Raw genomic sequence first — 24271 nt, 5'->3', positions numbered from 1 at the left:
TGTGTTGTCACTGAGGGGGTGACAAGTGGTGTCAAACGGGGCAAGATGACACCCGGAACCGGCGAAAGTACCTAGTACTGGCAGTATCGCATCCCCTCTAGACCCGTCGGGCGCGCGCCCAGGCGCGGGTGGGCGCGTGTGTGCGCGCATGCGCCCGCGCGAGTACCATTGGCACCAGAGTCGTGTCAAGGGCCAGTTCCGGGAGCTCGGTTGGTGACGGTATCAGGGTCAACCGTCAGCAAGTGGCTTTGCAAAGAATGAGCAAAGTGTCTCGGGATTGGGGCCGAACCCCCTCCAACCGGCCCCCAGAACGACGATCCAGGGGTGGTTCAGAGGCTCCCGGCGACCGGTCGAGGGTCCGATTCAGTGCCTGATCTGGGTCCGATTCGAGGGGTCGATTCGAGGTCCGGTGCAGGCCCATTCGAGGCACGGATGAGGGCGGCCGGCCCTGCTCCCGGAGTGCGATTCTCGGCCCGCCGAGAGGGCTCACCAGGGGCTTCCTCAGTGTCGTCACCGGGGCACTCGGGTGGTCCGATACGGGGGTGGCTCGGCAACCGAACCAGGGTCGATCCCGGGGCCGATTCGGGTACGGGTTCGAGGTCCAGATGGGCCTGCTCGAAGACCCGCGAGGGCTTCACTGCCACTCCCTGCGGGGAGGATCGGGTACTACGCGACGGGGTCGTACAGGTCGTCGTCGAGGAACCCCGCCTGATGGTTCTGTGCCCGCTGGTCATCGTCGACCTCGCCGCGGGCAACCATCTCCAGCCACAGCATCCCGGTGGTGGCCAGGTGCGGATCCTCCGGGCCCGTGTAGGCCCGCCTCCGCCACGTCACCCACCGGATCGCATCCGAGGCCACGTCGAACATGACCGCCCCATCACCCGGGCCCACCATCTCCAGCACGGCCTCAGCTCTGGAGGTCGCATCGACCATCTCGCTGGCTGTTCCACTGGCTGCAGGACTGCCGGCTGTTCGGTGGGCGGCGGCGGCCAGGAACGCGGCCGAGGCTCGTGAGAGCGGGCGAGACAAGGCGATCAGTCCCGCATCGGCGAGCAGGTTCCGGTGAGCGAGCGGGACCAGATCAGTCCCGTCCTTCCATGAACCGAACGGCCCGGCGGCAGAGGCCGCCCCCGTCTCGCCGGGCACCGGACCGGAGCCGCGGAGGATGAGGTCTTCTCCAGCCGGGTTCGTCCCACGGGCCGATAGGGATCGCCACGGGTCATTCGCCGGGAGGGAGGAGGCCATGTCCGCGCACGTGCCGGCCAGCCACATTCGTGCCCTCGGGGCGTTGCCGGAACATGCCTGGCGGGCCCGCTGCGTCACCTCTACCGCGACCTCGGGCGGGACGAGCGACTCGGACAGGAGCGCCAGCCAGGAGACCAGTGGCTCGTAGTCCCACGGTCTGTCGGAGGCGAGGACGGCCCTCACCGCAGGCCCCCCGCGTGGGCACGCTCACGGGGAAAGTGACGAGGGTCGATGGACATGGGGAACACCCTAGGGGCCCCGGATCACCCCTGGGCAGGAGCGTCCCACCATGTGATCCGCATTCGTCTGGGAGGGCGCGTGGCCTCGAACGGGTGTTCCCGCACACATGGGCAGGTACATCCACCTCTCGCCCGCGAAGGAGCACCCCATGACTCGCCTGCACATCGACCCGTACGACGAGCGGGCCACAGACGCGGCCGAAGAGTCCGCACTTCGGGCATCCCGCCCCCGCCCCTCCGGTTCCCGCCGGTCCGCGCGGCAGACCTGCATCAAGCGGCGCTACCAGTCCAAGACGCAGGCGCTCCATGCCCTGCACACGATCCAGACGGCCTCGAACCGCCAGCACGTCCCAGAGCGGACCTACGAGTGCGACCGCTGCCAGGGCTGGCACCTGACCTCCCAATCGGGCAGCCCCAAGGTGTTCACGCTCAATGCGCACGGTGCCGATTCGGGCGGTTCCGGTGTGACTGGTGAGCATGTGGCCGGTGGGCATGTGGCTGGTGAGCGGGTGAAGGGCACTGGCGCGAAGTCGGGGATCCTCGTCGACCTCGACGCCCACCGCGCCTGGGCAACCCTGCACGATGCCGAGAGCCCCGATGCCAGCCAACCCGATGCAGGCAATCCGGGTGACGACGGACCCGACGGTGGCCCTGATGGCGATGGGCCGAGTGATGGTCCGGGTGCTGGTGCGCTGCCGGTCCCTCGCCTGTTCCCGGTCGTCGACCTCTCCGGGATTCGTGGTGCCGGTGATGGTCGTCGCGGCCACGCTGCCTGAACCGGCCCCTTCCCCGCCTGAACTCGCTCATGCGGGCACTGGTGGCACTGGTCGCCGGTGCCCGCACACCTCTTCATTGCGGGGTCTGACTGTTCCGTATCAGGCCCGTTCGCAGACCGACCTGCTTCCAGACCGACCGATGGAGGATCCATGCCCGACCTGACCAGCCCCACCTCGACCGTACTCGCTTCGGCCGGGCCCACTTCGACCGGACCGAACGCCTCGAATGGGAGGGTGGCCGATGGTGAGCGCCGTCAGGCGCAGCATCTGACCGCGAAGGCGCTTCGTCAGGTCGCCGACGACATCTCGGCCACGTCCACCCGTATCGAGGATGCGATCGGTGCGGGCTATCTGCGGCTGGCCTCGGCGATCCTGACCAGTCCGAACCCGGTGAGCATGGTGGCTGGCCGGTGAGCCCCGACGCCCCCGCTCCTACTCTCCCCACTCCACCTGCTCTCACCCGGCCTGCCGCGCCGGCCACTGGTTCGAGCACTGGGAGTGTGACCGAGCTCGAAGAGATCTGCTTCGTCCTGTCCTCCCTGATCCGGGTGACGGACTGGGAGCACCTGTCGGACCGGCAGAAGGACGTTCTCGCGGATGCCATTGACCGGACCGCGGCCCGTATTGACGCCGCCGAAGGCATCGACCCCGGTGATGAGCTCGCGTACCTGCCTGAGCCGCGACCCTGGCGCACAGACCAGCACGGTGTTCCAGACGAGCAACGTCGCACAGACGAGCACGGTGGGGACCGGCGGGCTGCTGCCTGACCTGAGCGCCCGTTCGTCTCGGCACTCCTCGGAAGTGGCGGGCTGGCGACTGCCTCCCGGGCTAGAACCAGTAGGCCCAAGAGCCAGCCACGAGTTGGCAGCCACGAATATGCAGCCCCCGCCACGCTGAATCCTCACCTCGCCAGGAAGGCACCCGACGCTCATGTCCCACGGTTTCACCCACGAGTCCTCGGTCAACGAGTCGGTCGAGTGGTACACGCCCCCGGAGGTGTTCGACGCGCTCGGGCTCACGTTCGACCTGGACCCGTGCTCTCCGGGGCCCGGGAAGTCGTTCGTGCCCGCCCGGAGGCACTACACCGTCGAGGATGACGGGCTGGCCTCCCCCTGGCGCGGGACCGTGTGGATGAACCCGCCCTACGGCAAGCACACGCCCGCGTGGATGAGCAAGCTCACCGCCCACGGTGACGGTATCGCCCTCGTCTTCGCCCGCACCGACGTGCGCTGGTTCCAGGACAACGCCGACACCGCCGACGCCGTGTGCTTCATCTCCTCCCGCGTGAGGTTCTTCCAGGGCAACACGACCACCCGCGGCGGCACCCCCGGGGCCGGGTCGGTCCTCATTGCCTACGGGCCCAGGGCTGCCCGAGCCGTCCTGTCCAGTGGACTGGGCCTGTGCTTCACGCCCGCCGCTGGCCAGGCCCGCCTCTCGGTTGCTGCGTGACGGGCGACACCGCAGGGGAGATCCCATTGACCAGCCAGCAGCCCCCACCCGACTCCACCGCCGCAACTACGAGTGTCCGCTGCAGTGGTCGCGACGGCTGCGTACCGGTCGTCAGCTTCCATGCCAGCGTTCGCATCGGCGGCGAACAGAGAACCGTCGACCTGTACGGGAGCCCGTTCAGCATCCGAGGATCGCTGGTCGACATGGGCCTGGAGGAGCTGTATGCGTACGTCGCAGTGGCGCTGATGTCGGATTCGCGCGACTGGGCCCTGGTTCGAGCCAGTACGTCCGCCTCCGAGTTTCGGCACATACAGGGCATACCGAACATCAACGGGGCATACGCGAAGGGCCTGGTCGACCTCGCGCGCTCACAAGGCTACGAAGTGGCCAACCCCGATCTTCGTTTCTGCACCACCCGCCTGCATCGGATCAACCACCGCTGCACCGGGACAAGGCTGTGCACGCCTACCGGTAAGGCGTCCGACGGTATGGACCACCTCATCATGCTGCGGACCGTCAAAGGTGAGGGGTCGGCCCTGCTAACGCAGACGTACGACCCGAAGTTCTCCGTTCCAGGCTGGCGGAACCTTGGAGACGCCCCCTACGGCGAGGGAACCGTCGCTCACATCCGCATCGGTCTTCGTCGGTAGACGCGGCCGGCTTCATGAGCACGTGGCGACCACCACCCGCGGCCACACACCGGATGGGCATGAGACTGCGCGTGCCCTCCCCTGCCCTCGATGTCCACGCCGATGGGCTGGACCGCGGTGAACGGTGGCGACGCTACTTCGCCAACCACCCGCGTGTCATCGCCGCCTGGGGAGCCGCGAACGGGGGCCTGCCCACGTGCGGCTGCCGCCGATGCGACCCGCGCGGAATCCTCCCCACGGCGAACGTCGTCGCCGGCCCGGCCGGGTGAGCGACACGCCCGGGCGCGAACGAGCAGGTATCCGATCCCGAACACATACGTAGTAGACCGCCCCTCTGCAGAAGGAGACCGACATGGACAAAGCAGCCTCGACTGCGGGCCGTGCCCTGTCCGACGTTCCGGGGCGTTGCATCAGTCCAGTCAAGCCGCACACCGGAGGAGCATGACCGGCGCTAAGCAGAAGACACCCATCCGGGTGGTGCGATTCTCCATCGACCACTCGGCGCTGACTCCTGCCCAGGTCGTCGCCTTTGCCCGTCACGCCGGTGCTGCCCGGCAGACATGGAACTGGGCCCTGGGGCGCTGGATGGACTGGCGCAACAACACGAAGTTCTATGTTGACTACAAGGTGTTCAAGGCTGCTGGTATGGGGCCCGGCCTGAGCACTGACGATCTGATTCAGGTTATCGAGAGGGCTGTCTCGATTCGTCAGGACGATAAGTGGATGGACGCTGCGTGGGATGAGGCTCGCCAGATTCACGGCGAGTGGGACCAGTTCCAGAAGGCGAGCACCCTGCAGAGCCTCTACCTTGCGGGGGCCCAGGAGCCATTCGATCCTTCGCGCGACGATGGCATCAACCCGTACCACTGGTGGGTTACCGAGGGCGACAAGTCCGGTCTACCGAAGGCAGAGCGCCACAACGTGAACTCCGGTGCCACGTACACCGCTCCGCTACGCGCCTTCGAGGAGGCCGTGGGGCGGTTCTATAAGCTGCCCGGCAAGAAGGGCACCCCGAAGTTCAAGTCCAAGCATGACGACGAGCAGGGTTTCTGCATCCAGAGGCTCACAGAAACAGGGTTGAGCCCGTGGCGGGCGATCGAGGGCGGGCACCGCATCAAGGTGCCCAGCATCGGGTCCATCCGCGTGGTTCAGAGCACGAAGCGGCTTCGACAGCTCATCAAGCGGGGTGGGAAGACCACCTCAGCCCGGTTCACCCGCAGGGGCGGGAAGTGGTTCGTGTCCGTCAGCGTCGCCTTCGACCTTTCGGCCCCCAGGGTGCAGCGACCTGCGCGCCTGAGCCGTCGCCAGCGGGCCGGCGGGAGCACTGGCGTCGACCTTGGGGTCAACCGCCTGGCCACCCTGTCCAGCGGGGACCAGTTCCCGAACCGCCGACTGCTACGCAAGTCGATGGCCGAGATCAAGCGCCTCCAGCGGAAGTTCGACCGGCAGCACCGCGCCGGATCCCCCGAATGCTTCAACGAGGACGGAACCCACAAGAAGAGGTGCCGTTGGGGCCGAGAGGACGGCCCGGCGATGTCACGTTCGGCCCAGACGACGAAGCGTCAGCTGCGCCGGATTCATGACCTGACGGCCCGACGCCGTGCTGGTGTCCTTCACGAGATCACCAAAGATCTGGCGACCCGGTTCGAGCTGATCGGGGTCGAAGACCTGAACGTCGCGGGCATGACCGCCAAGTCCAAGCCGAAGCCAGACCCGGACCGTCCGGGACATTTCCTGCCGAACCGGCGCGCGGCCAAGGCCGGACTGAACCGGGCCATCCTCGACGTCGGTTTCTACGAGTTCAAGCGCCAACTCGGGTACAAGACCGAGTGGTACGGGTCGACCATGCAGATGGTCCACCGGTACGCGGCAACGAGCAAGACCTGCTCAGGCTGTGGTTGGGTAAAACCCAAGCTCACCCTGGCCGAGCGGACCTTCAACTGCACGCAATGCGGCCTGGCGATGGACCGGGACCACAACGCGGCAGTGAACATCCGTGCCCTCGCCCTAGAGGGTGCAGCGCCTATGGAGAGGGAGCAGCCTGCTCCCGTGGGCGCGGCCGAAAAGCGACACCGGGACCCTGTGTCCCACCGTCGTCGGCCGAAAAGTCTCGCACCATGCGAGTCAACGAGGCCCGTGAGGGACCTCTCACCCCCTGCAACGCAGGAAGAGACAGCCTGAAGCGAAGGCGATTCCAGCATGTCTGGTGTGTCGTCGCAGGTCAGGAGGTCTCTCCCCCACACGCGCGGGGGTGATCCCTCCAGCGCCTCCCACGGACGAATCGGGACGTACTCTCCCCCACACGCGCGGGGGTGATCCCGTGCCAGCTGGCAGGCCGGCGAGCAGCTCAGCCTCTCCCCCACACGCGCGGGGGTGATCCGCTGCTCGGCCAAGTCGATGTGCAGGACGCGCTCTCTTCTCCGCACGCGCGGGGGTGATCCCATCGGCGTCGAGGGCCACGCGGGCCTGCTCATAGGTGGGTGCCTCGGCAGTGATCTCGTCCCGCTCGGGTGGCCGGGCGAGCCCGGGTTCGGCGGGATTGGGCGCGATGGTAGCGACGAGGGTGGGCACGTCTGGAGCTTAGCCCTCACGTGGCGGAGGGAGGCCACTGCCGCACACCCCTGTGGCAAGCTATGGAACACACCGGGAGGGACAGATGACGACACAGGCGCGCTATTGGCCGACCCCGGCCGAGATCGCCGACGACGTGCGCACGAACCTTGCCGCCGGCGACGAGAGCCATGCGCTACGGATGTTGATGGACGGAGTGAACCGGCTTCCGCAGGCTCGCCATGCGGGACGCCTGGCCGAGACACTGGCCGAACAGCCTGAATCGATCGGCGGTGAACGCTGGGATGCACTCCTCTCGGGAGCAATTCGGTATCGTCTTCATCAGATGGGTGAGCGCGCCCCGGACTGGACCTACCGCGAGCCGCTGAGCCAGTTCTGGTGGCCCGTGTCCTATTCTGCGTCGCAGGCATACAACGACATGGCGCACACCCCGGCCGAGCTTCTGCGCCTCGGTATCTTCATCGACGAGCGAGAGTTTAGTCAGGCATGAGCAGCAGCGGCCGGTTCAGGCCGCAGCGGGCACCTCGTGGCCACAGTCGCACATGCCACTGCTCGGGATCTGCATGAAGCATTCGGGGCAGATAGCCGGTGGCTGTTCGGCGCGGGCACGCTGCTCGCTGCGCCGGCGGGCGGCCTCTTGCGCCTGGAGCGCCGCCGGTCCGGCCCGGTTGATCGTCTGCATGCGGCAGGTGCGAACGGACCCGGCCAGGTGCCGGGGGTCGTTGATCTGGCCCACCCAGGATCGGATCGTGGCTGCGCGGCGGGTGGCGGTCGTTTCGGAGAGCCCGTCGAGGTTGTACAGGTCGGTGACGGCCTCTTCACCGCCCTCGTCGTAGATGGCCACGGCGGGCACGTGGTCGAGCATGCCGGCCATGAGCCGTGCACGGTCCTCATTGTCGGCCAGGGTCATCTGCTGGCCCAGGCTCGTGCAGGAGTAGGTGCGCACCTCCTCCCCCGGAACGGGTTCGAGCAGACCCAGGTAGCCGGCGGCGTCGGCATAGTAGGCACCTTCCCGGTCGTGGACACCGAGCGATTCTGCGATCGCCTCATGCGTGTTGGCACCGGCATCGACCGCATCGACCGTGCAGGCGATCTTGTCCAGATCGTTGGCCTGCGGGTACGGGAAGCTGTCGTCGACCTCGTAGTCGCCCGGGAGCAGATCCGATGTGCCCCTCCCGGCGTGCAGGCTGATCGGTGCGGGCGGGCGGGCTGCTTCAGCGAACTGGCCCCCGGTGGGGCGGCCTGCGGGCTGACGGGTGCGATGGGTCGGGGCGCTCATGACCGGTGTGTGTGCGGGACATCTCACCGGCCATGAGCACAGGGCAGAGCAGCACTTCTTGCGGCCTGATCCCCTACGGCTGAGCTCCCTACGGCTTCGGGGCCTGCTTCGTGACCAGGTTCATCGCCCCGATGGTGATGGCCGCCGCCGACGGGACGATGATGGCCGGACTGAACCCGGCACCGATGACGAACCAGCTGGACAGCGCCCCGCTCGCGAGACCGACGAGCAACAGCGCCAGGCTGCCGAGATCGATCCTGCGAGCCGGGGCCCTCGCGGCCTGCTTCGTCACCTGCCCTTCCATGCCTCGTTCTGCCATCGCGAATCCTCCTGGTTGCGGCCCTACTGGTACTGGTTCTACTGGCGCTGGTTCTACTGGGTGTGCGGACATGCCCGAACTTGGTGCCCCCGCGCGCCGGGTCGTTCCACCCTTCAGCCGGCTGCTCCTCAACCGGCCACCCTTCAGCTGGTTGGGCGACTTCACGCGGTCTCGGGTCCGTCGATGCCGAGCTCAGTGAGCAGTGCGATGGAGATGAGCCGGATTTCGTCGATGAGCTCGTGCACTCGGGGCCGGGCGATGGACAGGGCCTTGCCGATGTGGGTGACCGTGTCGCCCCCTTCCGCCTGCCTGCCGGTGGAGTACACGTCCTGGACCCACAGCCGGGCGACCTGGCCGATGAGTTCGTCCTGCTCGTTGCAGGTGTCGATGATGCGCTGGACGAGTGCCCGGCCTTCGAGCGGGTGCAGGACATAGTCTTCGGCGTAGTCGACGTGGCTGTGGTGTTCCATCGCCAGGTCGGGGTCGGGAACCTGCCCGGGCAGTTGCAGGTCGTCGCTGGTGATGACCATGCCCTGGTTGGCCTGGTTGCTCAGGTGGGACAGGCGGCCGTTGGCGTGCTCGATGACCTCGTGGGTGCCGGGTTCGCGGCCGAGGGCGGCGCGCAGTTCCGAACGGGACCGTTGGGCTTCCCGGTGCCGGCGGCGGGCGGTGGTCATCCCGGAGGCGGGGGCCGCGGCCTTGTCGATGAAGGTGCGCACGCGGGAGCGGGCCGAGCGGTAGCAGATCGCCTCCCAGGTGGCGATGGCCTCCAGGCTGGCCGGGTCGTCGATGGCGGTGGCGAGCAGGTCCCATGCGGCTTCGGCCACGATGGCGCGCACGTCGTCACCGTAGGTGGTGGCCGGGACGGAGTTGATGCGGCACAGGTTCTTCGTCCACCGGTCGAACAGTGGGCCACGGGCGACGATGAAGTCGGTGACGGCTCGGTCCCTCGCGACCCCGGCAGGCATGGCGGCGATGCCTGCGACCACGTCGAGGGTGGTCTGGGTGATGTCGGGTCCGTCGCCGTAGTCGATGTCACCGTAGTCGATGCTGGTCATGCCCTCTCCCCTTGCAGCTTCACTGGTGCGGCGAGGTGCGGGAACCCCGGCCATGGTGGCGCTTCCTGCTTGTGCTCCATGAGGACGTCGCAGTAGGCGGCCAGTCGGTTGCCTCCGGTGCGTGAGTCCAGCAGCCAGCTCAGCTTGATTGCCAATATCTCAGCACGCTCCGACACTGGTTCGCCCAGCACGGCGAGGGTCCTGTGGATAACTCGCAGGGCGCGGCCTTGTCCCCAACCGTCCTGCGCCTGGAGTAGCTGGTGGAGCCGGATCTGCAGGAGCGCACCGGTCGGGTCGGTGGCTGCCTCTTTGATGACGTCGGTGGTGGTGAGCATCTCGGTGGCGACCGACAGGAGCGCTTCGGCGCGGGTTCGGCGTGCCTGGCCGGCGGCGGCGTTCGCTACGGCCAGTGGCACTGGTGGTGGTGTGGCTGTCAGTCCTGTCATTGCATTTCCCCTACCGTGATGAGCTCTTGCTTCTTCGACGCTGTTCGTTGCGTCACAGATAGATATGAACGAGGGCCCTGGTTCATGACGCGCGCCCCCATGTGAGGCTGGTCACATCGTCGTGGTTGAGGGGGAACGTGGACGCATTCGGGTGCGGTGCCACACTCAACGCCGCCTCGGCCCGGGCCGTCGAGAGCTTGTCCGCCGGATACCGCAGCCGGTAGGCAGCCACGACCTCCTCCAGGCTCGCGCCCTCCATCTCGCCCGCCAGTCGGCGAACCTTCGAGCCGATGTGCGGATCCCCGAGAGCCTTGCGAACCGCGGCACGAGCATCCCGGCGCAGATGAGTCAGCACGAACCGCTGCGGGTCCACCCGGGCGAACGTGGCCGTCTGCACGCACCGTTCAACGAGCCGCTGAGCAGAAGAAGGCGACGCCCCCTCCCCGTAGACCATCGTCGTCCTGATCGTGTCGAGACTGATCGCATCGAGTGCCCGGCGTGACGGGTCAGCCCCCGGCATGTCGATGGCCGCAGCCGTGGTGGCCTTGTGAAGCGCCTCCTCCAGGTCGGATTCGATGAGCGCCAGCGCCCGCCAATACGCCTCCTTACCCGCCGCCACCAGACGGTCGAGCTCACGGCGCACCCGCACACCCCCACTGGCAGCCCCGCTACTGGCAGCCCCGCCACTGGCTACAGGGCCCCAGGTTGCAGGCAGGGTCAACGTCCCATCCGGCAGCACGCCCGGGGCGGCGGCAGGGTCGCAGGTGGTGTGGCCGGCGAGCCCGTGTCCCATGCCGACCCCGACGAAGTGGGCGACGGTGGCCGTCGCCGAGACGATGACATGCGAGGGGTACGCGCGCAGCCGCACCGGCAGTAGGTATCGGCCGCCCGTGGAAGGGATGAGGTCCTTGCGGCCCACGTCGATCCGCGAATGCGCCCACCCCCACACCGGCAGCACGAACAAGCTCACGTCCCCGTTGCCCGCAGAACCTGCAGCAGAACCTGCACTGGAGCCCAGGTTGGAACCCAGGTTGGGCATGTCGCGCAGCACCTTCTCCGCCTCCCGCCCGAGCACGACCGATTCGAGCAGACTGCACAGTTCGTCGATGTACCGGTGCCGCATCATCGACCCCGCCTCGACCGCTGACCCATGTCGACCCCACCCCAGATGCCGTCGGTGACACCGAGAGCCCGAGCGAACGCCGCACAGTCGGCCAGCACAGGGCAGTGGGTGCGACAGAACGCGGCAGCCTCACCCGTGCGCTCCGGGTCGAAGAACAACTCCGCATCCGGTGCCTCCGGGTGGATCGGGTGGCAGGCACCCTCGCTCATCCAGTCCTCGTTGCGCAGCGGCAGCTTCGGGTAGGAGCCCTTGTATGCACTGCGCCCGGCCGGCTTCCGTGCGGCGCGCTTCTTCGCTGGGTTTTCGGCAGCAGCAGCAGTCGTCTCGGTGGATGCCTTCTCGATGGCCATCATCGCCCCTTCCGCCGGCCCAGGAGCCGCCCGAGCAGCCCTACGGGTGCTTCGTCGTGCCGGGACGGGTCGAACCCCGGCAGCCCGGTCACGTTCGACAGGGCGGTCGCCAGGACGGGCCCGAAGTTCGGGTTGTCGGTGACGAACCGGCCCAGGGAGGAGGCCGATTCAACGTCGGCGTCCTGCGGGATCCATCCCAGGCAGGTGCTCACCTGACCGAGCCGGGTCACCAGCGCATCCGCGGTCTCGGCATCCCCCTCATCGACCATGTTCACGAACGACATGACCCGGGCCGGGCCGATACCGATCTGGTCGAACCACTGCAACCGTTCGATGAGGTTCTTCACCGCAGGCGGGATCGGCTGCGTGATCGACAGGCACCAGGCACCTTCGCGCAGCAGCGGGATCAGGGCCCGGTCCCACAGGTTCGTGGTGTCGTGCTCCTCACTGATCTGGGTGTCGACAACGACCAGGTCCGACACCTCGCGGGCGTAGGCGATCGCATCGGCGTACACGCGGGCCGTCACCACCTCCGGGTCGGCGAGCGAGGACGGCGGGGCCGGGATGAGAGCGAAATCGACGCTGCCCCACCGCGCATCCCGGAACTGGGCGATGTCGCTGGGGGTGAGCAGCCCGGTGGCCGGGTCACCGGTCCTGGCCGCGTCGTAGATGGTCGCGGTCCGGGCATTGTGCAGGCGCAGGTAGGTGCGCACATCCCCCTGCCCACGGTTGGCGTCGATGAGGGTGACCCGGTAGCCATCCGGGCCGTACTCGGCCGCGTACTGGGCCAGGTTCAGTGAGGTCGTCGACTTCCCCACCCCGCCCTTGGCGCTCATGACGATGAGCACGTCACCGGGACGGCCACTGCGAGCCGCCGCACCACCCACAGACCCCCGCTGGCCCGTAGACCCATGCCCACCAGCAGACCCGTGCCCACCCGTAGACCCGTGCTGGCCGGAGAACAGGTCGTCGAGCTCATCGAGCGGCCCCGCATCAGCCACAGGATCCTGAATCGGCTGGGCAGGCTGAATCAGATGGGCAGGCTGGACCGGTTCCGGGATCGCCGCCGGAATGGCAGCAGGAATCGCGGTGACCGGACTCGGGACGTTGGGTTCTGGGGCGTTGGCAGGGACGGCCGGGAGCTCAGCTGTCTCGTCGGGCTCCGGCTCGAACATTTCGGGAGCAGGGTCCGGCGGCCGACTCTGAATAGACGCACTCTGAATAGGAGCCGGCTGAACGTGCACTGGCTGGACCGGTGCTTCCTGAACACGGGCTTCCTGGGCTGGAGCGGGTCGCGTTGTCGGGGTGTCGTCGAAGTCGAAGTCCTCCTCATCGTCCTCCTCATCGCCCCCGAACGAGCCCGCCGCCTGGGACGGTGCTGGCTGTACTGGCGCTGCCCGCACTGGTGCCGGAGCAGCCGGGTTCACGGGTGCTGGGTTCGCCGGCGTTGGGTTCACGGGTGCCGGGGTGTCGTCGGCGAATGGGTCGAGGTCGCTGGCATCGAGCGCACGCGACTGCGACTGGGCCTGCGACGACTGGGGAACATCAGCCTCACTGGGACCGGACTCACTGGTGCTGGGCTCACTGGAACCAGGCTCGTTGGAACTGGCTCCGAGGTCGGGGGTCTGCGCCCACGGGTCATCGAGCAGCTGGCCTGCATCGGTGTCCTGGTTCGTCCCGCCGGGCTGGCCTGGGTTGCCGGGATTCGGGTGACCAGCGGCCGTGTCGCCTCCAGCAGGGGCGTTTCCAGCGGCCGGTCCTCCCCCTTGGGTCATACTGCCGTCGGCTTCGAGGGTCAGTGCCAGGACCGCTTCACTGGGCAGGGGCATGTCGACGGTGACGAGGAGCTCGGCGACGTTGACCGGTGCCGTGTGCATGCCTGCGAGTCCGTCGGCGCTCAGTCCGGTGGCCGTGCTGGTCGCCACGACCACGATGGGCGTCTTGGTGGCGGTCGTCTTCAGCCAGATGGCCGCGGCCGAATGGGTGTCTGCGTCGTCTCCGACGATGACGGGGAACGTCTGGCCGGTCTGGAATGCGAGTCGGATGTTGCTGGCGGCATCACGAAAGTCGGTGCCCGTGACGACGCTGTAGCCGTTGGCTTGCAGGGCGCGGGCCAGGTGAGGCAGCGCGACGATTCCGATGGTCTGTGCAGGCATGGTTGTTCTAGCCCGGGTCGGAACCCGTCGCCGGTCACTTTCACCGGAGCGGTCAGGTGGCCGGTGTCTCGGCGGGTCATCGCAGGCTCCGGTACTCGATGTTCTGGCCTCGCCGGAGTGCATCGGTGACGCCGGCCCGCATCCCTGGGGTCAGGCCGAGGTCGGTGTAGACGATGGTCGCCTGTGCCGCTGCCCGCCACGCGAAGCCCGCCTGGATGCCGAGTGCGCGTTCCGCCGGGTCGTCGTCGTCCAGGACCTGGGTGTAGAGCAGGTGGGAGAGCATCGGTGCCTCCCCGCGGTCCAGGCTGTCCTTCATCGCCTCCCGCGCGTAGTCGATGTTCGCCTGCACGTTCCCGGCGTAGGGCGATTCGATGATGACGGTCCTCGGTGGCATACGGTCGTTCCTCTCGACGGGGTTTCATGGGCGTGCCGTGTCGGTGTGCGGACGGGCCCACCAGGTGCCCCGGCGACGTGATGCGCCAAGACCCCGGCAGGCCCGTCCATGTGCCCCCCGAACAGGGGCTACTGCTTGCGTGCTCGCAGTCGAAGTCCCACTCCCCCGGCCACGGCCGCACCGGCGAGCAGGACGAACCCGAGAACCGGGGCACCGAGCGGCGGAATCTCCTCGACCGGCTCCTGGCTTACGACGGGCTCTGGGTCCTCAGTCGGCTCCGGGTCCTCAACCGGGTCGGGCGTCGGGTCGGGCTGCTCAGTGGGCTCGGGATCCGGGGTCACCGTCTCGGCGGGGACGCCCTGGCCGTGCCACGGGTCCTCATCGGTGACGGTGCCTTCGCAGTCCTCGCGCCCGTCGCAGTCGTATGCGCCCGTCACGGTCCCGATGTTCACGTAATCGCCCTCAGCAACGGTCCCGGTGCCGGTGGCCTCCACGGTCTGGCCCGGGGCGAGGATGCCGCCGAAGTCGTCGGGGAAGGTGACCTGCACGCCCTGGTCATCGCTCACGGCAACCTCGTCCAGGTCCACGTCACCGATGTTGGTGACCTCATACGTCCAGGTGACCTCCTGGCCCGCCTCGACCTGCACGGCCTCATCGGTGGTGTCGGCGTCCTGCCCGAGGGCCGTCTTCTCGATGCTGATGGCGGGGTTGATCGGGTCCGGGGTGGTGACCCCGGTTCCGTGCCACGGGTCGACGTCGGTGACGATGGAACCCCAGGGGCAGTCTTCGGGGGCATCACCGGTGTCGGCAGCCCGCGCAGCCCGGGCCTCCATGCGCTGCGGGCACACCTCGCCGGTCACGGTCCCGATGTTCACGTAATCGCCCTCAGCAACGATCCCGGTGCCGGTGGCTTCCACGGTCTGGCCCGGGGTGAGGGTGCCGCCGAAGTCGTCGGGGAAGGTCACCTGCACGCCCTGGTCATCGGTCACGGCAACCTGCTCGATGGGGGTGTTGCCGGTGTTGGTGACCTCATAGGTCCAGGTGACCTCCTGGCCCGCCTCGACCTGCACGGCCTCATCGGCGGTGTCGGCGTCCTGCCCGAGTGCCGTCTTCTCGATGGAGATGTCCGGGGCGGGGAGCTCGGCCCGGTAGTAGAACGTGTCGACTACGAGCGACTCGCAAGCGCCGAGCGGGGTGTCCGTACCCGGCAGGTTCGGGCGGTCCCCGTCAGCGGCTGCCAGCACATTCGGGGTCAGCGCACTCGGGTCTTGGAGGCCCAGAGCCAGCGCATTCGGGTCTTGGAGGGTCGGGGCACGGAACGCCGGCCTGTCACAGCCCGGCAGGGAACTGTCGCGCCCGTACGCCCACACGGTCATCTCGTAGTCGCCCTCGGCAACCAGGGGCATCGGGATGGGCACGGTCTCGCCCTCGCCGCCGTCGATGAAGTCGAACTGGTCGCTGAACACCTCCCCTCCCTGGTCTCCGGCCGGGCCGGTGTAGGTCAGGTGGGAGCCGTAGTTGACGTTGTACATCCGCTTCGGGGAGTCGTTGACGACCGTGAGTTCCGGGTAGTCGTCCGTCTGGAATCCCCCGACGATCACGAACGGGTCTTGCGGGGTCGTGCCCGCGAATGGGGTATTCACCTCGACGTCGAGGTTCCCCCAGGTCTGGGATGCGGACACTGCGGCGGTCGCGGTGCCCCCGGCGATCAGAGCCCCGGCAGCCAGTGCTGTGGCCATCGTGTGAAGTCGTCTCATGGCAATATTCGCGGGGCCGTTCCCGCGTCTCCTTCGCTGGATTGGTGGTGATGGTGTGCCCCATGCGTAGACGGGCGCCCAATAGGTGTGCGGACACGAACAACCAGTGCCCCAGCCGGGCAGGTCGAGCCAGACCGGTTGAGCCGGGCCAGCCTGGTCAGATGGTGTTCAGGCAGCGGTGTTCAGGCAGCGGGGTTCACACCGCCACGGGGGCCTTGATCGCCGGGTGGTGCTCGTAGCCGGACACGTGCACGTCCTCGAACGTGTAGTCGAACAGGGACGGCGCGTGGCCGAGTTCGAGCCGCGGGAACGGGTAGGGGGCGCGGCTCAGCTGTTCGCGCGCCTGGGCGTCGTGGTTGTCGTAGATGTGGCAGTCGCCACCGGTCCAGATGAAGTCGCCGACGCCGAGCCCGACCTGCGCGGCGACCATGTGCGTGAGCAGCGCGTAGGAGGCGATATTGAACGGAATCCCAAGGAGGAGGTCGGCGCTGCGCTGGTACAGCTGGCAGGAGAGCTTGCCGCCGGCGACGTAGAACTGGAAGAGCAAGGCGGAGACGAGCATCCGGCGCGAGTCCGGGTTCGTGCGCAACTGGTCGAGCACGCGGGAGATCTGGTCGATGTGCCCGCCGCCCGGGGTGGGCCACGAACGCCACTGCACCCCGTACACGGGTCCAAGCTCGCCCGCCTCGTCGCTCCACTCGTTCCAGATCCGCACCCCGTGGGCCTGCAGGTAGCCGATGTTCGACTCGCCCCGCAGGAACCACAGCAGCTCACCCACGATCGACTTCAGGTGCACCCGCTTCGTAGTGACGAGCGGGAACCCGGCCGCGAGGTCATAGCGCAACTGGTGGCCGAAGATCGAGCGGGTGCCGGTGCCGGTGCGGTCCGATTTCGGCGTTCCGGTGGCCAGGACGTGGCGAAGCAGGTCCTCGTACTGGGTGTCGACGAGAGGGGCATCCGTAGTCTGGATGCGGCTGGTTTGCTGGGTGCTCATGGTGGTTCTAGCCCGACCTCAGCGCCGGTCGCGGGCGAGTTCGCCGGCGAGCATCATCCGGGTCATCTCGGTCATGGGCACGAACCGGTCCCCGCCGGTGGAGGTGGTGACGCGAACATGTGCAGTGCGCACGTCATCGGACCGTTCAGGGTCACCATCGGCGTTCCACATGCCCGTTCGGACGGTCCCCGCAATCTCGTTCTCGCCGGAGAGGAACCGGATTCGGGATTGCTGTTGCTGCATGGAGATCACGTCTGCCAGTGCCACCACGTCCCCGGCACCCAGAACGCTCGGTGCCTCATCCTGCTCGGGGTTCCCGTCGTACAGGGGCGGGCCGTCGTTGAGGTTGACGCGCACCCTCCCACTGCCTGTGCTGAGCCCACCCGCACCGAGCTCACCCGCGCTGGGCTCACCGGTGCTGAGCTCGTTCGTGTCGATCTGGACGACGGGGACACCGTCGTCGCCGATGAACATGGACGTGGTCACGCCACCGAGTTCGACCGGCTCGGTGGTCTCCTTTTCGAGGCCGATACCGGCGGCGGGGCGTGCCTCCTGGGCGAACTGGCCACCGGTCGGGGTGCCGGCAGGCTGGCGGGAGCGGTTCGTGTGGGTCATGACCGTGATGTGTGCGGGGTCGGCCGCTCGTTCGCCATCTCCCCGAGCTTCTCGATCATCATCGCCGCCACGACTCGGTCATTGGCGGAGACATCCTGCTCGAACTTGGGCGTGTAGACCGTGCTGAGTCGCGCGCTATCGCCCGTGAGGGTCAGTGTCGACCGGGCCTGGACGCTCACCTTGCCTTCCAGGTGCGGCATCACGTGCACGAGGGCCCGGCTGACCACCTCGGAGTTGAGTTCGTCCCTGGTGGCGAGCATGGCGCGCAGGTCAGGGGGATCCGGTGGTGGCTCTGAGGGCTGGAGGGCAAGTGTGGAGGGTGCCTTGGTCTCCTGCGCGAACTGGCCACCGGTGGGGGTGCCGGCGGGCTGGCGGGAGCGGTTCGTGTGGGTCATGGCCTTGAGGTGTGCGGATTCACCCCCTCCACGATTCGCCGGTTCGGGTCAGGCAGCCAGCAGTGGCCCTTCAACGTCAGCGCGCCCAAGTGCAGGGTCATCGAGTGCAGGGCCATCGACGCCAGGGTCATCGACTGAGTCAGCTCCTGCCCTGGCGCGGGCGTATGCGGCCAGCCATGCTTCGGCCGGGGCCACGAACACTTCGGTGCCGGGGCCGGTCAGTGCGGCGACGCGGCGGGTGCGCGGGTGGGTGAGGTAGCCGTGGGGTCCGTCGTCGTCACGGAGCCAGGCGAGGGCCTTGGTGATCGTCTTGAACTCGACGGGTTCGCATTCGAGTGGGGCGGGCGGGGTGAGCCAGGTGGCGATCCAGCGGACGGTGCCGGCGCGGGCCCGCGGGTAGGGGACGAGTCCGAGGCCGTGCGGGAGGAGCCCGTTGGCTGCCTGGGTGCGGGCATCGACGGCGGATGAGCGGACGGCGGCACCGATGGAGTCGAGCTTGTAGTTGCGGACTTGGACGGCAACGTCGGGGAAGACCCGCAGGTCACCGATATCGTCGGAGCGTCCGGCCCCGAGCATCCGCATCGCGTTCTCGACGAGGAGACCTGGTACCTGGTCGCGCAGGTATTCGACGGCTTCCCGTTCGGCCCGGTCGCCCTTGTTCTTGCTCGCATTCGCCATATGGGGTCTAGCCCGCCGCGGCACCACCAGCCCGCTCGTCCGACGACCGGCAAGACGCCTGTTCGGCTTCCTCGCGCAGGGCATCCAGTAGGTGGCCGGGGGCCCGGTACCCGGCGGCGATGAGCTCTTCTACCAGCGAGATGGCCGCAGCGAGCTCGCCCTGCCCGATCCCACTGTGCCCGTTCCCGGCAGGCCCGAACTCGAACGTCTGGCCGTCGTAGGGGCCGCCGATCGGTACGCTGGTCGCCTCATCGAGCATCTGCCCAACGCGGCGGTGCCGGGTCAGCCAGCCTTCGAGGTCCTGGTCCGGGTTGACTGGCTCCGGAAGCGGCGACTGGTACTGGACTCGCTTGGATGCGACGTGGATATAGAGGATCTCCTGCCCGCCTATGTCGCTGTCGTACACGTACAGGTCGCACTGGTAGTCGTCGCTGGACCATCGGCAGTACGCCATGATCAGTTGCCCCCGCCCTGGTCGCCACGCCCGCGGGCATCGAGCTCCGCTGTGACGCTCCGGTACCAGGCGGTCAGCGCCTCCTGCGCACGCGCCAAGCTGGGGTCGCCGTCGGTCTGCCAGTCCGCGTCATCGGTCCGGTAGTCGAACCACTGCGCCCAGGTGTAGCCGACCACCTGCCCGTCCTCTTCCTCGGCGGCGATGACGAACGCATCCAGGCCACTGCGCAGGACCGTGTTGCCGTAGCTGTCCCTGGTGCGGTCGATTCGGGCATCGGTGTCGACGAAGCAGATCAGGGCATCGAGGTCCTCCGGCTCGTAGGCGGTGGACTCGTGGGTCTTGGCCGGGGAGGCGGCGGGCTCATAGGTCGCGGGCTGGATGTTCATGCCCCCAAGGTGTGTGGCCCGGCCCGACTCTCGCCCCAGTGGACCATCGACTGTCCGACGTCCCGCGGGTCAAGACGGGGCACCAGATGGTCGGCGCCGTCCCGGGTTGACGGGGCAAAGTTGCCCCTCCCCGCCATCTATCCCAATTGACCGTGAAGTCAGCGGAAAGGGCTGTATCGTCGGGCATAACCGGGCCAGGAGTGCAACGATGAAGTTGAGTTCGCGAAGGCCGCGCACAGCGGCGTCCTTCATGATGGTCGTCACGTTGGTGGCAACCATGCTCCTGGCGTGCACCGATTCGGCCGGGCAGGCGCCGAGAGTGGTCGAGCAGGAGCACGTCCGGGTCCATATTCCCGAAGGCGCACTCCCGAATGGGGCCGACCTCACCGTAGCCGAGACTGACTCACAGATCCCGGCGGAGGTCGAGGGCTTCTCCTTGTATGCGCCATTGGCCCAGGGGGCCGTGATCGAGATCGACGAAGGGCTGGGGCAGCCTCGTGCGCCGTTGACGCTTGAGTTCGACGTCGGGGATCTCGGCGAGGATGGGGCATTCGTCGGTGTGCTCGCCATGAGTGCGGACGGGACCGTCGAGCTCATCCAGGCGAGCTACTCAGGCGGTGCGGTGAGCGCTGAGACCACGCATCTGAGTTCGTTCTGGCCCGTCAAGATCGACCTCGGAGAGATCCTCTCGTCCGCAGTCGATTCGTTCATGAACTTCGCAGGGATCACATCCCCCGAGCCGGCGTGCACCGACAACGGACCAGAACTCGACGGCCTGACCTTTAGCGTGATTCAGCCCGCGCAGGCGTGGCTCTGCCTGGAAGAAGACCACGGAGCGCTCAAGGTGGGTGTTGAGTCCAACTCTCCGGTGCCCTACGTGTTCAGTTCCTCCGTCCCCGCTACGTTCATGCCTCGGCCCCGGCTGAGCACCTCGACCACTGTGACCACGGTCGTCGCCCGTGCCCTCGGGTTTGCCGGGCGCGGGGAAGGAATCATCGCCCCGGGGATCGGTACCGACGTTCACATCGAGGCCCCTGATTCTCTTACTCTGCGATTCCGACAGGATCCGGGGATCGCACTCCTGCTCGTCCTCACAGGCGTTCTCGACACGATCGGAATCTCCGTGGACGCTCTCGACACGGCAGCCTGTTTCATCGACCTCGTAGAGACCGCCCAGGCACTGGAGAGCCAGGTTGGCCCGGTGGCCAAGTTCGCGAGCAGCCTCTTCTCCTGCGCGGGTGAAGTGCTGGAGATCTCACCAGCGATTCGGGTTGTGATGGCAATCATCACGGCCGGACCGCAGCTGTTCAGCTCGATGGTCATCGGTGCGGTCCAGGAGTTCACGGGGGCGAGCACCTTCGAGGTTCAGGTCGAGGCATCGGGTACGGCGCGGATCGATTACCCCGGCGAGGAGACCGGGCGGGTAACGTTCGACCACCCTGACTGGGGAAGGGCCACGTTGGTTACAAGTTTCGCGAAGGAGTCGGATTTCGGGCCCGGGATCGGCTACATCACCGTGTTCGATTCGCGGAATCGCCAGGTGTGGCAGCTCGAAGCGGACAACAATTGGTACGAAATGAGTGTAAACGAGCCGCCCCGAGACAAGACCGGCAGCATCTTCATCAACTGGAATCCTGGGCGTTACAACGGGGTCTCGATCCTCCGTCCCGTACAGGGCGGTTTCGAGGACTTTGACACCCTGCCGTGGGACGGCGACTACCAGCAACGCTTTTATTACGCGGAGGTTGCTGACGTCGATGGTGACGAGGTCTTCGAGGTCCTCTTAATGGGCAATGATTGCGACCCCTCATGTGCCGGGGGGACAACCACCGAACGAGTCTTCTCGTGGGACGGGCAAGACTACGTCGATTAGTTCTGGCTCGCTGAACTCCTGGAGATGGGGGCAGCCACACCCGCCTTCGCATCCGGTCAACTCACGCCACGAGGGAATTACCGTGGATTCTGGACGCTCGTTGTCGATGTGGGCGAGGGTGCGGATGGCCCGGCTACCGATGGGCAGCGTGGATTCCATCTACTGCTGCCCTCGTATCTCCTCGTCGGCGACCTCGCGGGCGGAGGCCATCACCTCGTCCAGGTCCACGCCCTTGCTGCGGGCCCAGTGATGCAGGTCGGTGAGCATGTCCCGGGCGACAGTGCGGTCATCCAGGTCGAGGTCATCGAACCGGGCACGGTAGCCGCTGATCGTCTCCCCGGCCCGGTCCGCAGGCGTGTCTTCCTGGTGGGACGGCTTCAACGCCTCGTCGATGTCGATCGCGCCGTGCTCCCCGTCGTGCCTGCTGTACGAGGCGCTGAACACGTCCTGCCCGAGAACCGGCGAAAGACCGGACTCCATGTCGATGAGGTCCTGCTCGTAGTCTTCGAGCTCGTACATCTGGCCGAGCTCGTTGCCGTCGGCATCCAGCACCTCTTCGGCGTGCTGACGGGTGCACCCGATCTGGTCGCATTCGCGGGTCTTGATCGTGGCGGCTTCGGGCCACTGCGAGCGAGCAATGGCGGCCATCCCGCGTGCGGCCGCGAACGTCTGCGCCTTCACTCCGGGCGCGCTCGCCGCTTCCAGAGCCATGATCCGCTCTATCGCCGCGCCGGCGACCTGCTCATGGGAGGACTCGGGACGGTCGCTGCCATCGAGGCAGACATCGGCTGCCGGCTTGGCCTGTGCGGCGAACTGGCCACCGACCGGGGTGCCGGCGGGCTGGCGGGAGGGGGTGGCTCGTGTGGTGGTCATGTCACCCATGTGTGCGGGGCGCGGGCTCTTCGGACATACGGTCCGGGTGTGTTCGCAGAACTGGCACCGATACAGGCAAAAGTCACACGCGATGGGCGCGGGCAGAGCCTCCACGGCTATCTCGGCGACGTCGACCACCGCAAGACCACCGAGCTACTCGATGCCGGCTACCAGGTCTGCCGCGTGCGCGAGACCCCGCTGGGGCCACTGGGCATTGACCACGACAGGTACCTCGAAGTGTGCGTGACCCCCGACGCCCAAGACCCCGCTTATGAGGTGGAGAGCATCGCCCGCTGGGTGGCTGGCCGGAACTAGGCCGCGGACCGGCCGCCCGCGACCGGCGGGCACATTACGACTGAACGTATCCACTCTGGCCAAGAGCCGTTGCTAGGCTCGGGGGATGTTCAAGGCATTGCGGGGACTGTTCAAGGCAGAGCGGTCCGCCTCACATCCCGAGGAAGAACCGTCCGCGCCCCAGGTGCGCCTGATCACCCGCATTGAGCAACGCCCAAGAACGGGGCCCACCCCACCCGAGCGCCGCCGCACCGTCTACACATCCGAGTACCTCCCGCGCGAGCAGGAGGCCGACGTCATCCAGTTCAACCAGGACGGGGCTATCAACCTCCGCCTGCAACCGGTGCGGGACCTGTGGGTCCTCACGGCCCCCGGTGGTCAATGGATTAATCCTTCATCCCCGGCCCTACGACGCGCAGGGATCACCGTCTTCAAGCTGCGTGGGGCCGCCCACTACGCCGCCGCCGCCACCGCAGGGGACTTCTCGCCTGGGGCGCCAGTCCGCCTGGTGCACGAGCCCAACAACGAGCACGACCCCAACGCCATCGCCGTGTGGGCAGCAAGGGGCACCGGCCCGGCCGGGTACGTGAACAAGCAGAACGCTGCCCGACTGGTAAAGATGATCGACGCCGGCCAGACGCTGGAGGCCATCTCGGTGCGCGGTGCCCTGGCCGGGGAGGACGGGGTGACTATCACCATCCTCGTCACCAGCCCCGACACCTTGGCGGTGCTCCGCTCGGGTAGGTGACCACGTGTCCGCGTGTCTGTGATGCAGACTTGTGTTTGCGAGGCGCCACGTCGGTGGCACCACGCCGAACAAGGGAGATGACATGACGAGGTACGAATGGGGTCCGGCGGCTGTGACCTACCCCGATTGGCAGGGCACAGCGCAGATCGACGAAAAGCTCACCGGAGACGTGGACATGTACTCGCTGGCAGGCATCGACCGAGATGAGTGGACCATCATCGGCCTGGAGTTCGGCGGCGGCGAGAGCGGCTGGCACGAACTGCACTTGATCGCGGTGCCCCATGGCACCAACCTAGACGCCGACCACATTGAGGCGACCGACCTCCTCATCCATGACGTGAACCCGGTGGACTTCCTGAGGCAGGTCCTCCACTCAGCCGACTTCCGGTTCCGCAGCCAAGGGATGGCTGGTAAGACGATCACGGTCACCGCACTCGGCGACGTACCCGAGCAGGACTGACGCTGGCGCCGCTCGCACCCGTGTGGGCACGATGAAGGGCCGGGCCCTACCTGCATGTGCAACCGATCCGCCCCACCCCCATGGGATTTTGCAGCCGGACCCGTGGGGACCATCCCCGAGGGGCGAGCGCCGAGGCGCAGGTCAGTTCCGCGAACAACCCGCGGGCATGACGTCGACCCGACTCAGTCGTCGACCTCGCCGATGGGCACGAAGACACCCCGGTCCCGGTCCCAGAGGCGGGCGTGACGGCCATCGTAGGTCCACCGGCTCAGTTCCCACAGGACCGCTTCACGCGGAACCTCCGGCGACATCGTGTGGACGTAGGCATCGCATGGGTCCAGGTCGAAGAAGTCCTCACCGGAGTCGAGTTGTATGAGCCAGCTTCGCTTGCGGTTCAGGTCGGCCACCTGGGCGAGCCGACCGGCGAGGTCCTCGTCCGGCTCGAAGGCATCGGGGTACTTCTCGGCCGCGGCGCTCATGAACCGTGCCCGCTCGGCCGGGTCCCCGAACATGAAGTGGGTGACTCCCCCATTGCCGGACTGACGCAGGGAGCCGACCTTGCGGCCATCCCGGCTGATATCCCCCTCGAAGGCTCGCCCGCCGGCCATCTGCTTGAACTTGGTCAACCGGTAGCCGCCATGGGCATCTGCGGTCTGGCTCGGGCTCGTGGCGGTGACGTTCATGGGGTG

At 67.4% G+C, this 24271-nt stretch carries 31 protein-coding genes; 13 read left to right on the top strand and 18 right to left on the bottom strand.

The annotated features are described in order from the left end of the window. Window positions 1-666: 666 nt before the first annotated feature. Window positions 667-933 (bottom strand): hypothetical protein, encoded by a 267-nt coding sequence (locus tag GCG21_RS09105; protein ID WP_152909374.1) that lies wholly within the window; start codon window positions 931-933, stop codon window positions 667-669. A 700-nt stretch (window positions 934-1633) separates the two neighbouring features. Between GCG21_RS09105 and GCG21_RS09100 the strand changes: the two genes are divergently transcribed. From GCG21_RS09100 to GCG21_RS09070, 8 genes are all read left to right on the top strand, one after another. After that, entirely contained in the window at window positions 1634-2260 is a 627-nt protein-coding gene (locus GCG21_RS09100) for a hypothetical protein (RefSeq protein WP_152819249.1), read from the top strand. 150 nt (window positions 2261-2410) lie between these two features. Then, window positions 2411-2674 carry a hypothetical protein gene (locus GCG21_RS09095; RefSeq protein WP_152819248.1) on the top strand — a complete coding sequence of 88 codons (264 nt, stop codon included), beginning with the start codon at window positions 2411-2413 and terminating at the stop codon, window positions 2672-2674. A gap of 86 nt (window positions 2675-2760) precedes the next feature. Beyond that, entirely contained in the window at window positions 2761-3027 is a 267-nt protein-coding gene (locus GCG21_RS09090; protein ID WP_152819247.1) for a hypothetical protein, read from the top strand. 163 nt (window positions 3028-3190) lie between these two features. Beyond that, entirely contained in the window at window positions 3191-3709 is a 519-nt protein-coding gene (locus tag GCG21_RS09085; RefSeq protein WP_152819246.1) for a DNA N-6-adenine-methyltransferase, read from the top strand. Between the two features lie 26 nt (window positions 3710-3735). After that, complete coding sequence (locus tag GCG21_RS09080) at window positions 3736-4359, top strand: hypothetical protein (protein ID WP_152819245.1); 624 nt, start codon at window positions 3736-3738, stop codon at window positions 4357-4359. Window positions 4360-4418: 59 nt separating this feature from the next. Then, on the top strand, window positions 4419-4628 hold the full coding sequence (locus GCG21_RS16245) for a hypothetical protein (RefSeq protein WP_194165025.1): 210 nt from the start codon (window positions 4419-4421) through the stop codon (window positions 4626-4628). A 172-nt stretch (window positions 4629-4800) separates the two neighbouring features. Then, window positions 4801-6540 (top strand): RNA-guided endonuclease TnpB family protein, encoded by a 1740-nt coding sequence (locus GCG21_RS09075; protein ID WP_194165024.1) that lies wholly within the window; start codon window positions 4801-4803, stop codon window positions 6538-6540. A 475-nt stretch (window positions 6541-7015) separates the two neighbouring features. Then, complete coding sequence (locus GCG21_RS09070) at window positions 7016-7420, top strand: hypothetical protein (RefSeq protein ID WP_152819243.1); 405 nt, start codon at window positions 7016-7018, stop codon at window positions 7418-7420. A 15-nt stretch (window positions 7421-7435) separates the two neighbouring features. Here the strand turns inward: GCG21_RS09070 and GCG21_RS09065 are convergent, their stop codons facing one another. From GCG21_RS09065 to GCG21_RS09035, 7 genes are all read right to left on the bottom strand, one after another. Beyond that, window positions 7436-8209 (bottom strand): hypothetical protein, encoded by a 774-nt coding sequence (locus tag GCG21_RS09065; protein WP_152819242.1) that lies wholly within the window; start codon window positions 8207-8209, stop codon window positions 7436-7438. A gap of 88 nt (window positions 8210-8297) precedes the next feature. Next, window positions 8298-8528, bottom strand: a complete 231-nt coding sequence (locus tag GCG21_RS09060; protein ID WP_152819240.1) for a hypothetical protein — start codon at window positions 8526-8528, stop codon at window positions 8298-8300. Between the two features lie 161 nt (window positions 8529-8689). Continuing rightward, complete coding sequence (locus tag GCG21_RS09055) at window positions 8690-9586, bottom strand: hypothetical protein (RefSeq protein ID WP_152819238.1); 897 nt, start codon at window positions 9584-9586, stop codon at window positions 8690-8692. Continuing rightward, entirely contained in the window at window positions 9583-10032 is a 450-nt protein-coding gene (locus GCG21_RS09050; protein WP_152819236.1) for a hypothetical protein, read from the bottom strand. Before GCG21_RS09050 ends, GCG21_RS09055 begins: the two co-directional genes overlap by 4 nt. Window positions 10033-10114: 82 nt before the next feature. Further along, window positions 10115-11158, bottom strand: coding sequence for a hypothetical protein (locus tag GCG21_RS09045; protein WP_152819234.1), 1044 nt, complete (start codon window positions 11156-11158; stop codon window positions 10115-10117). Next, complete coding sequence (locus GCG21_RS16715) at window positions 11155-11505, bottom strand: WhiB family transcriptional regulator (protein WP_227993564.1); 351 nt, start codon at window positions 11503-11505, stop codon at window positions 11155-11157. The genes GCG21_RS09045 and GCG21_RS16715 overlap by 4 nt, the downstream gene beginning before the upstream one ends. After that, on the bottom strand, window positions 11505-12506 hold the full coding sequence (locus GCG21_RS09035) for a ParA family protein (RefSeq protein ID WP_194165023.1): 1002 nt from the start codon (window positions 12504-12506) through the stop codon (window positions 11505-11507). The genes GCG21_RS16715 and GCG21_RS09035 overlap by 1 nt, the downstream gene beginning before the upstream one ends. 826 nt (window positions 12507-13332) lie before the next feature. Here GCG21_RS09035 and GCG21_RS09025 point away from each other — a divergent pair. Then, complete coding sequence (locus GCG21_RS09025) at window positions 13333-13596, top strand: hypothetical protein (protein WP_152819231.1); 264 nt, start codon at window positions 13333-13335, stop codon at window positions 13594-13596. Between the two features lie 141 nt (window positions 13597-13737). On the opposite strand, the gene GCG21_RS09020 is transcribed toward GCG21_RS09025, so the two are convergent. From GCG21_RS09020 to GCG21_RS08985, 8 genes are all read right to left on the bottom strand, one after another. Continuing rightward, window positions 13738-14055, bottom strand: a complete 318-nt coding sequence (locus GCG21_RS09020) for a hypothetical protein (protein WP_152819229.1) — start codon at window positions 14053-14055, stop codon at window positions 13738-13740. A 128-nt stretch (window positions 14056-14183) separates the two neighbouring features. Further along, window positions 14184-15812, bottom strand: coding sequence for a hypothetical protein (locus GCG21_RS09015; protein ID WP_152819227.1), 1629 nt, complete (start codon window positions 15810-15812; stop codon window positions 14184-14186). 196 nt (window positions 15813-16008) lie between these two features. Beyond that, window positions 16009-16806, bottom strand: coding sequence for a thymidylate synthase (locus GCG21_RS09010; RefSeq protein ID WP_152819225.1), 798 nt, complete (start codon window positions 16804-16806; stop codon window positions 16009-16011). An 18-nt stretch (window positions 16807-16824) separates the two neighbouring features. Then, a complete protein-coding gene (locus GCG21_RS09005; protein WP_152819223.1) occupies window positions 16825-17421 on the bottom strand; it encodes a hypothetical protein in 597 nt (198 codons plus the stop codon). Beyond that, the gene (locus tag GCG21_RS09000) at window positions 17418-17816 is read right to left on the bottom strand and encodes a hypothetical protein (protein WP_152819221.1); all 399 of its coding nucleotides are present in this window, start codon (window positions 17814-17816) and stop codon (window positions 17418-17420) included. Before GCG21_RS09000 ends, GCG21_RS09005 begins: the two co-directional genes overlap by 4 nt. A 48-nt stretch (window positions 17817-17864) precedes the next feature. Continuing rightward, a complete protein-coding gene (locus GCG21_RS08995) occupies window positions 17865-18494 on the bottom strand; it encodes a hypothetical protein (protein WP_152819219.1) in 630 nt (209 codons plus the stop codon). 7 nt (window positions 18495-18501) lie between these two features. Then, entirely contained in the window at window positions 18502-18948 is a 447-nt protein-coding gene (locus GCG21_RS08990; RefSeq protein ID WP_152819217.1) for a hypothetical protein, read from the bottom strand. 2 nt (window positions 18949-18950) lie between these two features. Next, on the bottom strand, window positions 18951-19334 hold the full coding sequence (locus GCG21_RS08985; RefSeq protein ID WP_152819215.1) for a hypothetical protein: 384 nt from the start codon (window positions 19332-19334) through the stop codon (window positions 18951-18953). 208 nt (window positions 19335-19542) lie between these two features. Between GCG21_RS08985 and GCG21_RS08980 the strand changes: the two genes are divergently transcribed. Beyond that, a complete protein-coding gene (locus GCG21_RS08980) occupies window positions 19543-21207 on the top strand; it encodes a hypothetical protein (protein WP_152819214.1) in 1665 nt (554 codons plus the stop codon). Window positions 21208-21366: 159 nt separating this feature from the next. On the opposite strand, the gene GCG21_RS08975 is transcribed toward GCG21_RS08980, so the two are convergent. Further along, on the bottom strand, window positions 21367-22080 hold the full coding sequence (locus tag GCG21_RS08975) for a hypothetical protein (RefSeq protein ID WP_152819212.1): 714 nt from the start codon (window positions 22078-22080) through the stop codon (window positions 21367-21369). 48 nt (window positions 22081-22128) lie between these two features. Here GCG21_RS08975 and GCG21_RS08970 point away from each other — a divergent pair, with 48 nt between their 5' ends. The 3 genes from GCG21_RS08970 (at window position 22129) to GCG21_RS08960 (ending at window position 23582) form a co-directional block, all read left to right on the top strand. Beyond that, window positions 22129-22395, top strand: coding sequence for a hypothetical protein (locus tag GCG21_RS08970; RefSeq protein WP_152819210.1), 267 nt, complete (start codon window positions 22129-22131; stop codon window positions 22393-22395). An 85-nt stretch (window positions 22396-22480) separates the two neighbouring features. Then, window positions 22481-23122 carry an HIRAN domain-containing protein gene (locus tag GCG21_RS08965; protein WP_152819208.1) on the top strand — a complete coding sequence of 214 codons (642 nt, stop codon included), beginning with the start codon at window positions 22481-22483 and terminating at the stop codon, window positions 23120-23122. 82 nt (window positions 23123-23204) lie between these two features. After that, complete coding sequence (locus tag GCG21_RS08960; protein WP_152819206.1) at window positions 23205-23582, top strand: hypothetical protein; 378 nt, start codon at window positions 23205-23207, stop codon at window positions 23580-23582. Window positions 23583-23764: 182 nt separating this feature from the next. On the opposite strand, the gene GCG21_RS08955 is transcribed toward GCG21_RS08960, so the two are convergent. After that, window positions 23765-24265, bottom strand: a complete 501-nt coding sequence (locus GCG21_RS08955) for a hypothetical protein (protein WP_152819204.1) — start codon at window positions 24263-24265, stop codon at window positions 23765-23767. Window positions 24266-24271 lie beyond the last annotated feature (6 nt).

Origin of the sequence: Pseudactinotalea sp. HY160 (genome assembly GCF_009372055.1) — a bacterium.
Classification (GTDB): Bacteria; Actinomycetota; Actinomycetes; order Actinomycetales; family Beutenbergiaceae; genus HY158.
This window is presented reverse-complemented; position numbering and strand designations above follow the sequence as displayed.

What these genes read in the sequence shown, in the direction of transcription:
- GCG21_RS09045 (WP_152819234.1), bottom strand. Translation starts at nt 11,158, where the DNA reads ATGATGCGGCACCGGTACATCGACGAACTGTGCAGTCTGCTCGAATCG.
- GCG21_RS09005 (WP_152819223.1), bottom strand. Translation starts at nt 17,421, where the DNA reads ATGACCCACACGAACCGCTCCCGCCAGCCTGCCGGCACCCCGACCGGT.
- GCG21_RS16715 (WP_227993564.1), bottom strand. Translation starts at nt 11,505, where the DNA reads ATGGCCATCGAGAAGGCATCCACCGAGACGACTGCTGCTGCTGCCGAA.
- GCG21_RS08985 (WP_152819215.1), bottom strand. Translation starts at nt 19,334, where the DNA reads ATGAACATCCAGCCCGCGACCTATGAGCCCGCCGCCTCCCCGGCCAAG.
- GCG21_RS08955 (WP_152819204.1), bottom strand. Translation starts at nt 24,265, where the DNA reads ATGAACGTCACCGCCACGAGCCCGAGCCAGACCGCAGATGCCCATGGC.
- GCG21_RS09105 (WP_152909374.1), bottom strand. Translation starts at nt 933, where the DNA reads ATGGTCGATGCGACCTCCAGAGCTGAGGCCGTGCTGGAGATGGTGGGC.
- GCG21_RS08990 (WP_152819217.1), bottom strand. Translation starts at nt 18,948, where the DNA reads ATGGCGTACTGCCGATGGTCCAGCGACGACTACCAGTGCGACCTGTAC.
- GCG21_RS08965 (WP_152819208.1), top strand. Translation starts at nt 22,481, where the DNA reads ATGTTCAAGGCATTGCGGGGACTGTTCAAGGCAGAGCGGTCCGCCTCA.
- GCG21_RS09055 (WP_152819238.1), bottom strand. Translation starts at nt 9,586, where the DNA reads ATGACCAGCATCGACTACGGTGACATCGACTACGGCGACGGACCCGAC.
- GCG21_RS09095 (WP_152819248.1), top strand. Translation starts at nt 2,411, where the DNA reads ATGCCCGACCTGACCAGCCCCACCTCGACCGTACTCGCTTCGGCCGGG.
- GCG21_RS09065 (WP_152819242.1), bottom strand. Translation starts at nt 8,209, where the DNA reads ATGAGCGCCCCGACCCATCGCACCCGTCAGCCCGCAGGCCGCCCCACC.
- GCG21_RS09000 (WP_152819221.1), bottom strand. Translation starts at nt 17,816, where the DNA reads ATGACCCACACGAACCGCTCCCGCCAGCCCGCCGGCACCCCCACCGGT.
- GCG21_RS08980 (WP_152819214.1), top strand. Translation starts at nt 19,543, where the DNA reads ATGAAGTTGAGTTCGCGAAGGCCGCGCACAGCGGCGTCCTTCATGATG.
- GCG21_RS09100 (WP_152819249.1), top strand. Translation starts at nt 1,634, where the DNA reads ATGACTCGCCTGCACATCGACCCGTACGACGAGCGGGCCACAGACGCG.
- GCG21_RS09025 (WP_152819231.1), top strand. Translation starts at nt 13,333, where the DNA reads ATGTCGACGGTGACGAGGAGCTCGGCGACGTTGACCGGTGCCGTGTGC.
- GCG21_RS08975 (WP_152819212.1), bottom strand. Translation starts at nt 22,080, where the DNA reads ATGACCACCACACGAGCCACCCCCTCCCGCCAGCCCGCCGGCACCCCG.
- GCG21_RS09010 (WP_152819225.1), bottom strand. Translation starts at nt 16,806, where the DNA reads ATGAGCACCCAGCAAACCAGCCGCATCCAGACTACGGATGCCCCTCTC.
- GCG21_RS08995 (WP_152819219.1), bottom strand. Translation starts at nt 18,494, where the DNA reads ATGGCGAATGCGAGCAAGAACAAGGGCGACCGGGCCGAACGGGAAGCC.
- GCG21_RS09020 (WP_152819229.1), bottom strand. Translation starts at nt 14,055, where the DNA reads ATGCCACCGAGGACCGTCATCATCGAATCGCCCTACGCCGGGAACGTG.
- GCG21_RS16245 (WP_194165025.1), top strand. Translation starts at nt 4,419, where the DNA reads ATGAGACTGCGCGTGCCCTCCCCTGCCCTCGATGTCCACGCCGATGGG.
- GCG21_RS09070 (WP_152819243.1), top strand. Translation starts at nt 7,016, where the DNA reads ATGACGACACAGGCGCGCTATTGGCCGACCCCGGCCGAGATCGCCGAC.
- GCG21_RS09085 (WP_152819246.1), top strand. Translation starts at nt 3,191, where the DNA reads ATGTCCCACGGTTTCACCCACGAGTCCTCGGTCAACGAGTCGGTCGAG.
- GCG21_RS09050 (WP_152819236.1), bottom strand. Translation starts at nt 10,032, where the DNA reads ATGACAGGACTGACAGCCACACCACCACCAGTGCCACTGGCCGTAGCG.
- GCG21_RS09015 (WP_152819227.1), bottom strand. Translation starts at nt 15,812, where the DNA reads ATGAGACGACTTCACACGATGGCCACAGCACTGGCTGCCGGGGCTCTG.
- GCG21_RS09075 (WP_194165024.1), top strand. Translation starts at nt 4,801, where the DNA reads ATGACCGGCGCTAAGCAGAAGACACCCATCCGGGTGGTGCGATTCTCC.
- GCG21_RS08960 (WP_152819206.1), top strand. Translation starts at nt 23,205, where the DNA reads ATGACGAGGTACGAATGGGGTCCGGCGGCTGTGACCTACCCCGATTGG.
- GCG21_RS09060 (WP_152819240.1), bottom strand. Translation starts at nt 8,528, where the DNA reads ATGGCAGAACGAGGCATGGAAGGGCAGGTGACGAAGCAGGCCGCGAGG.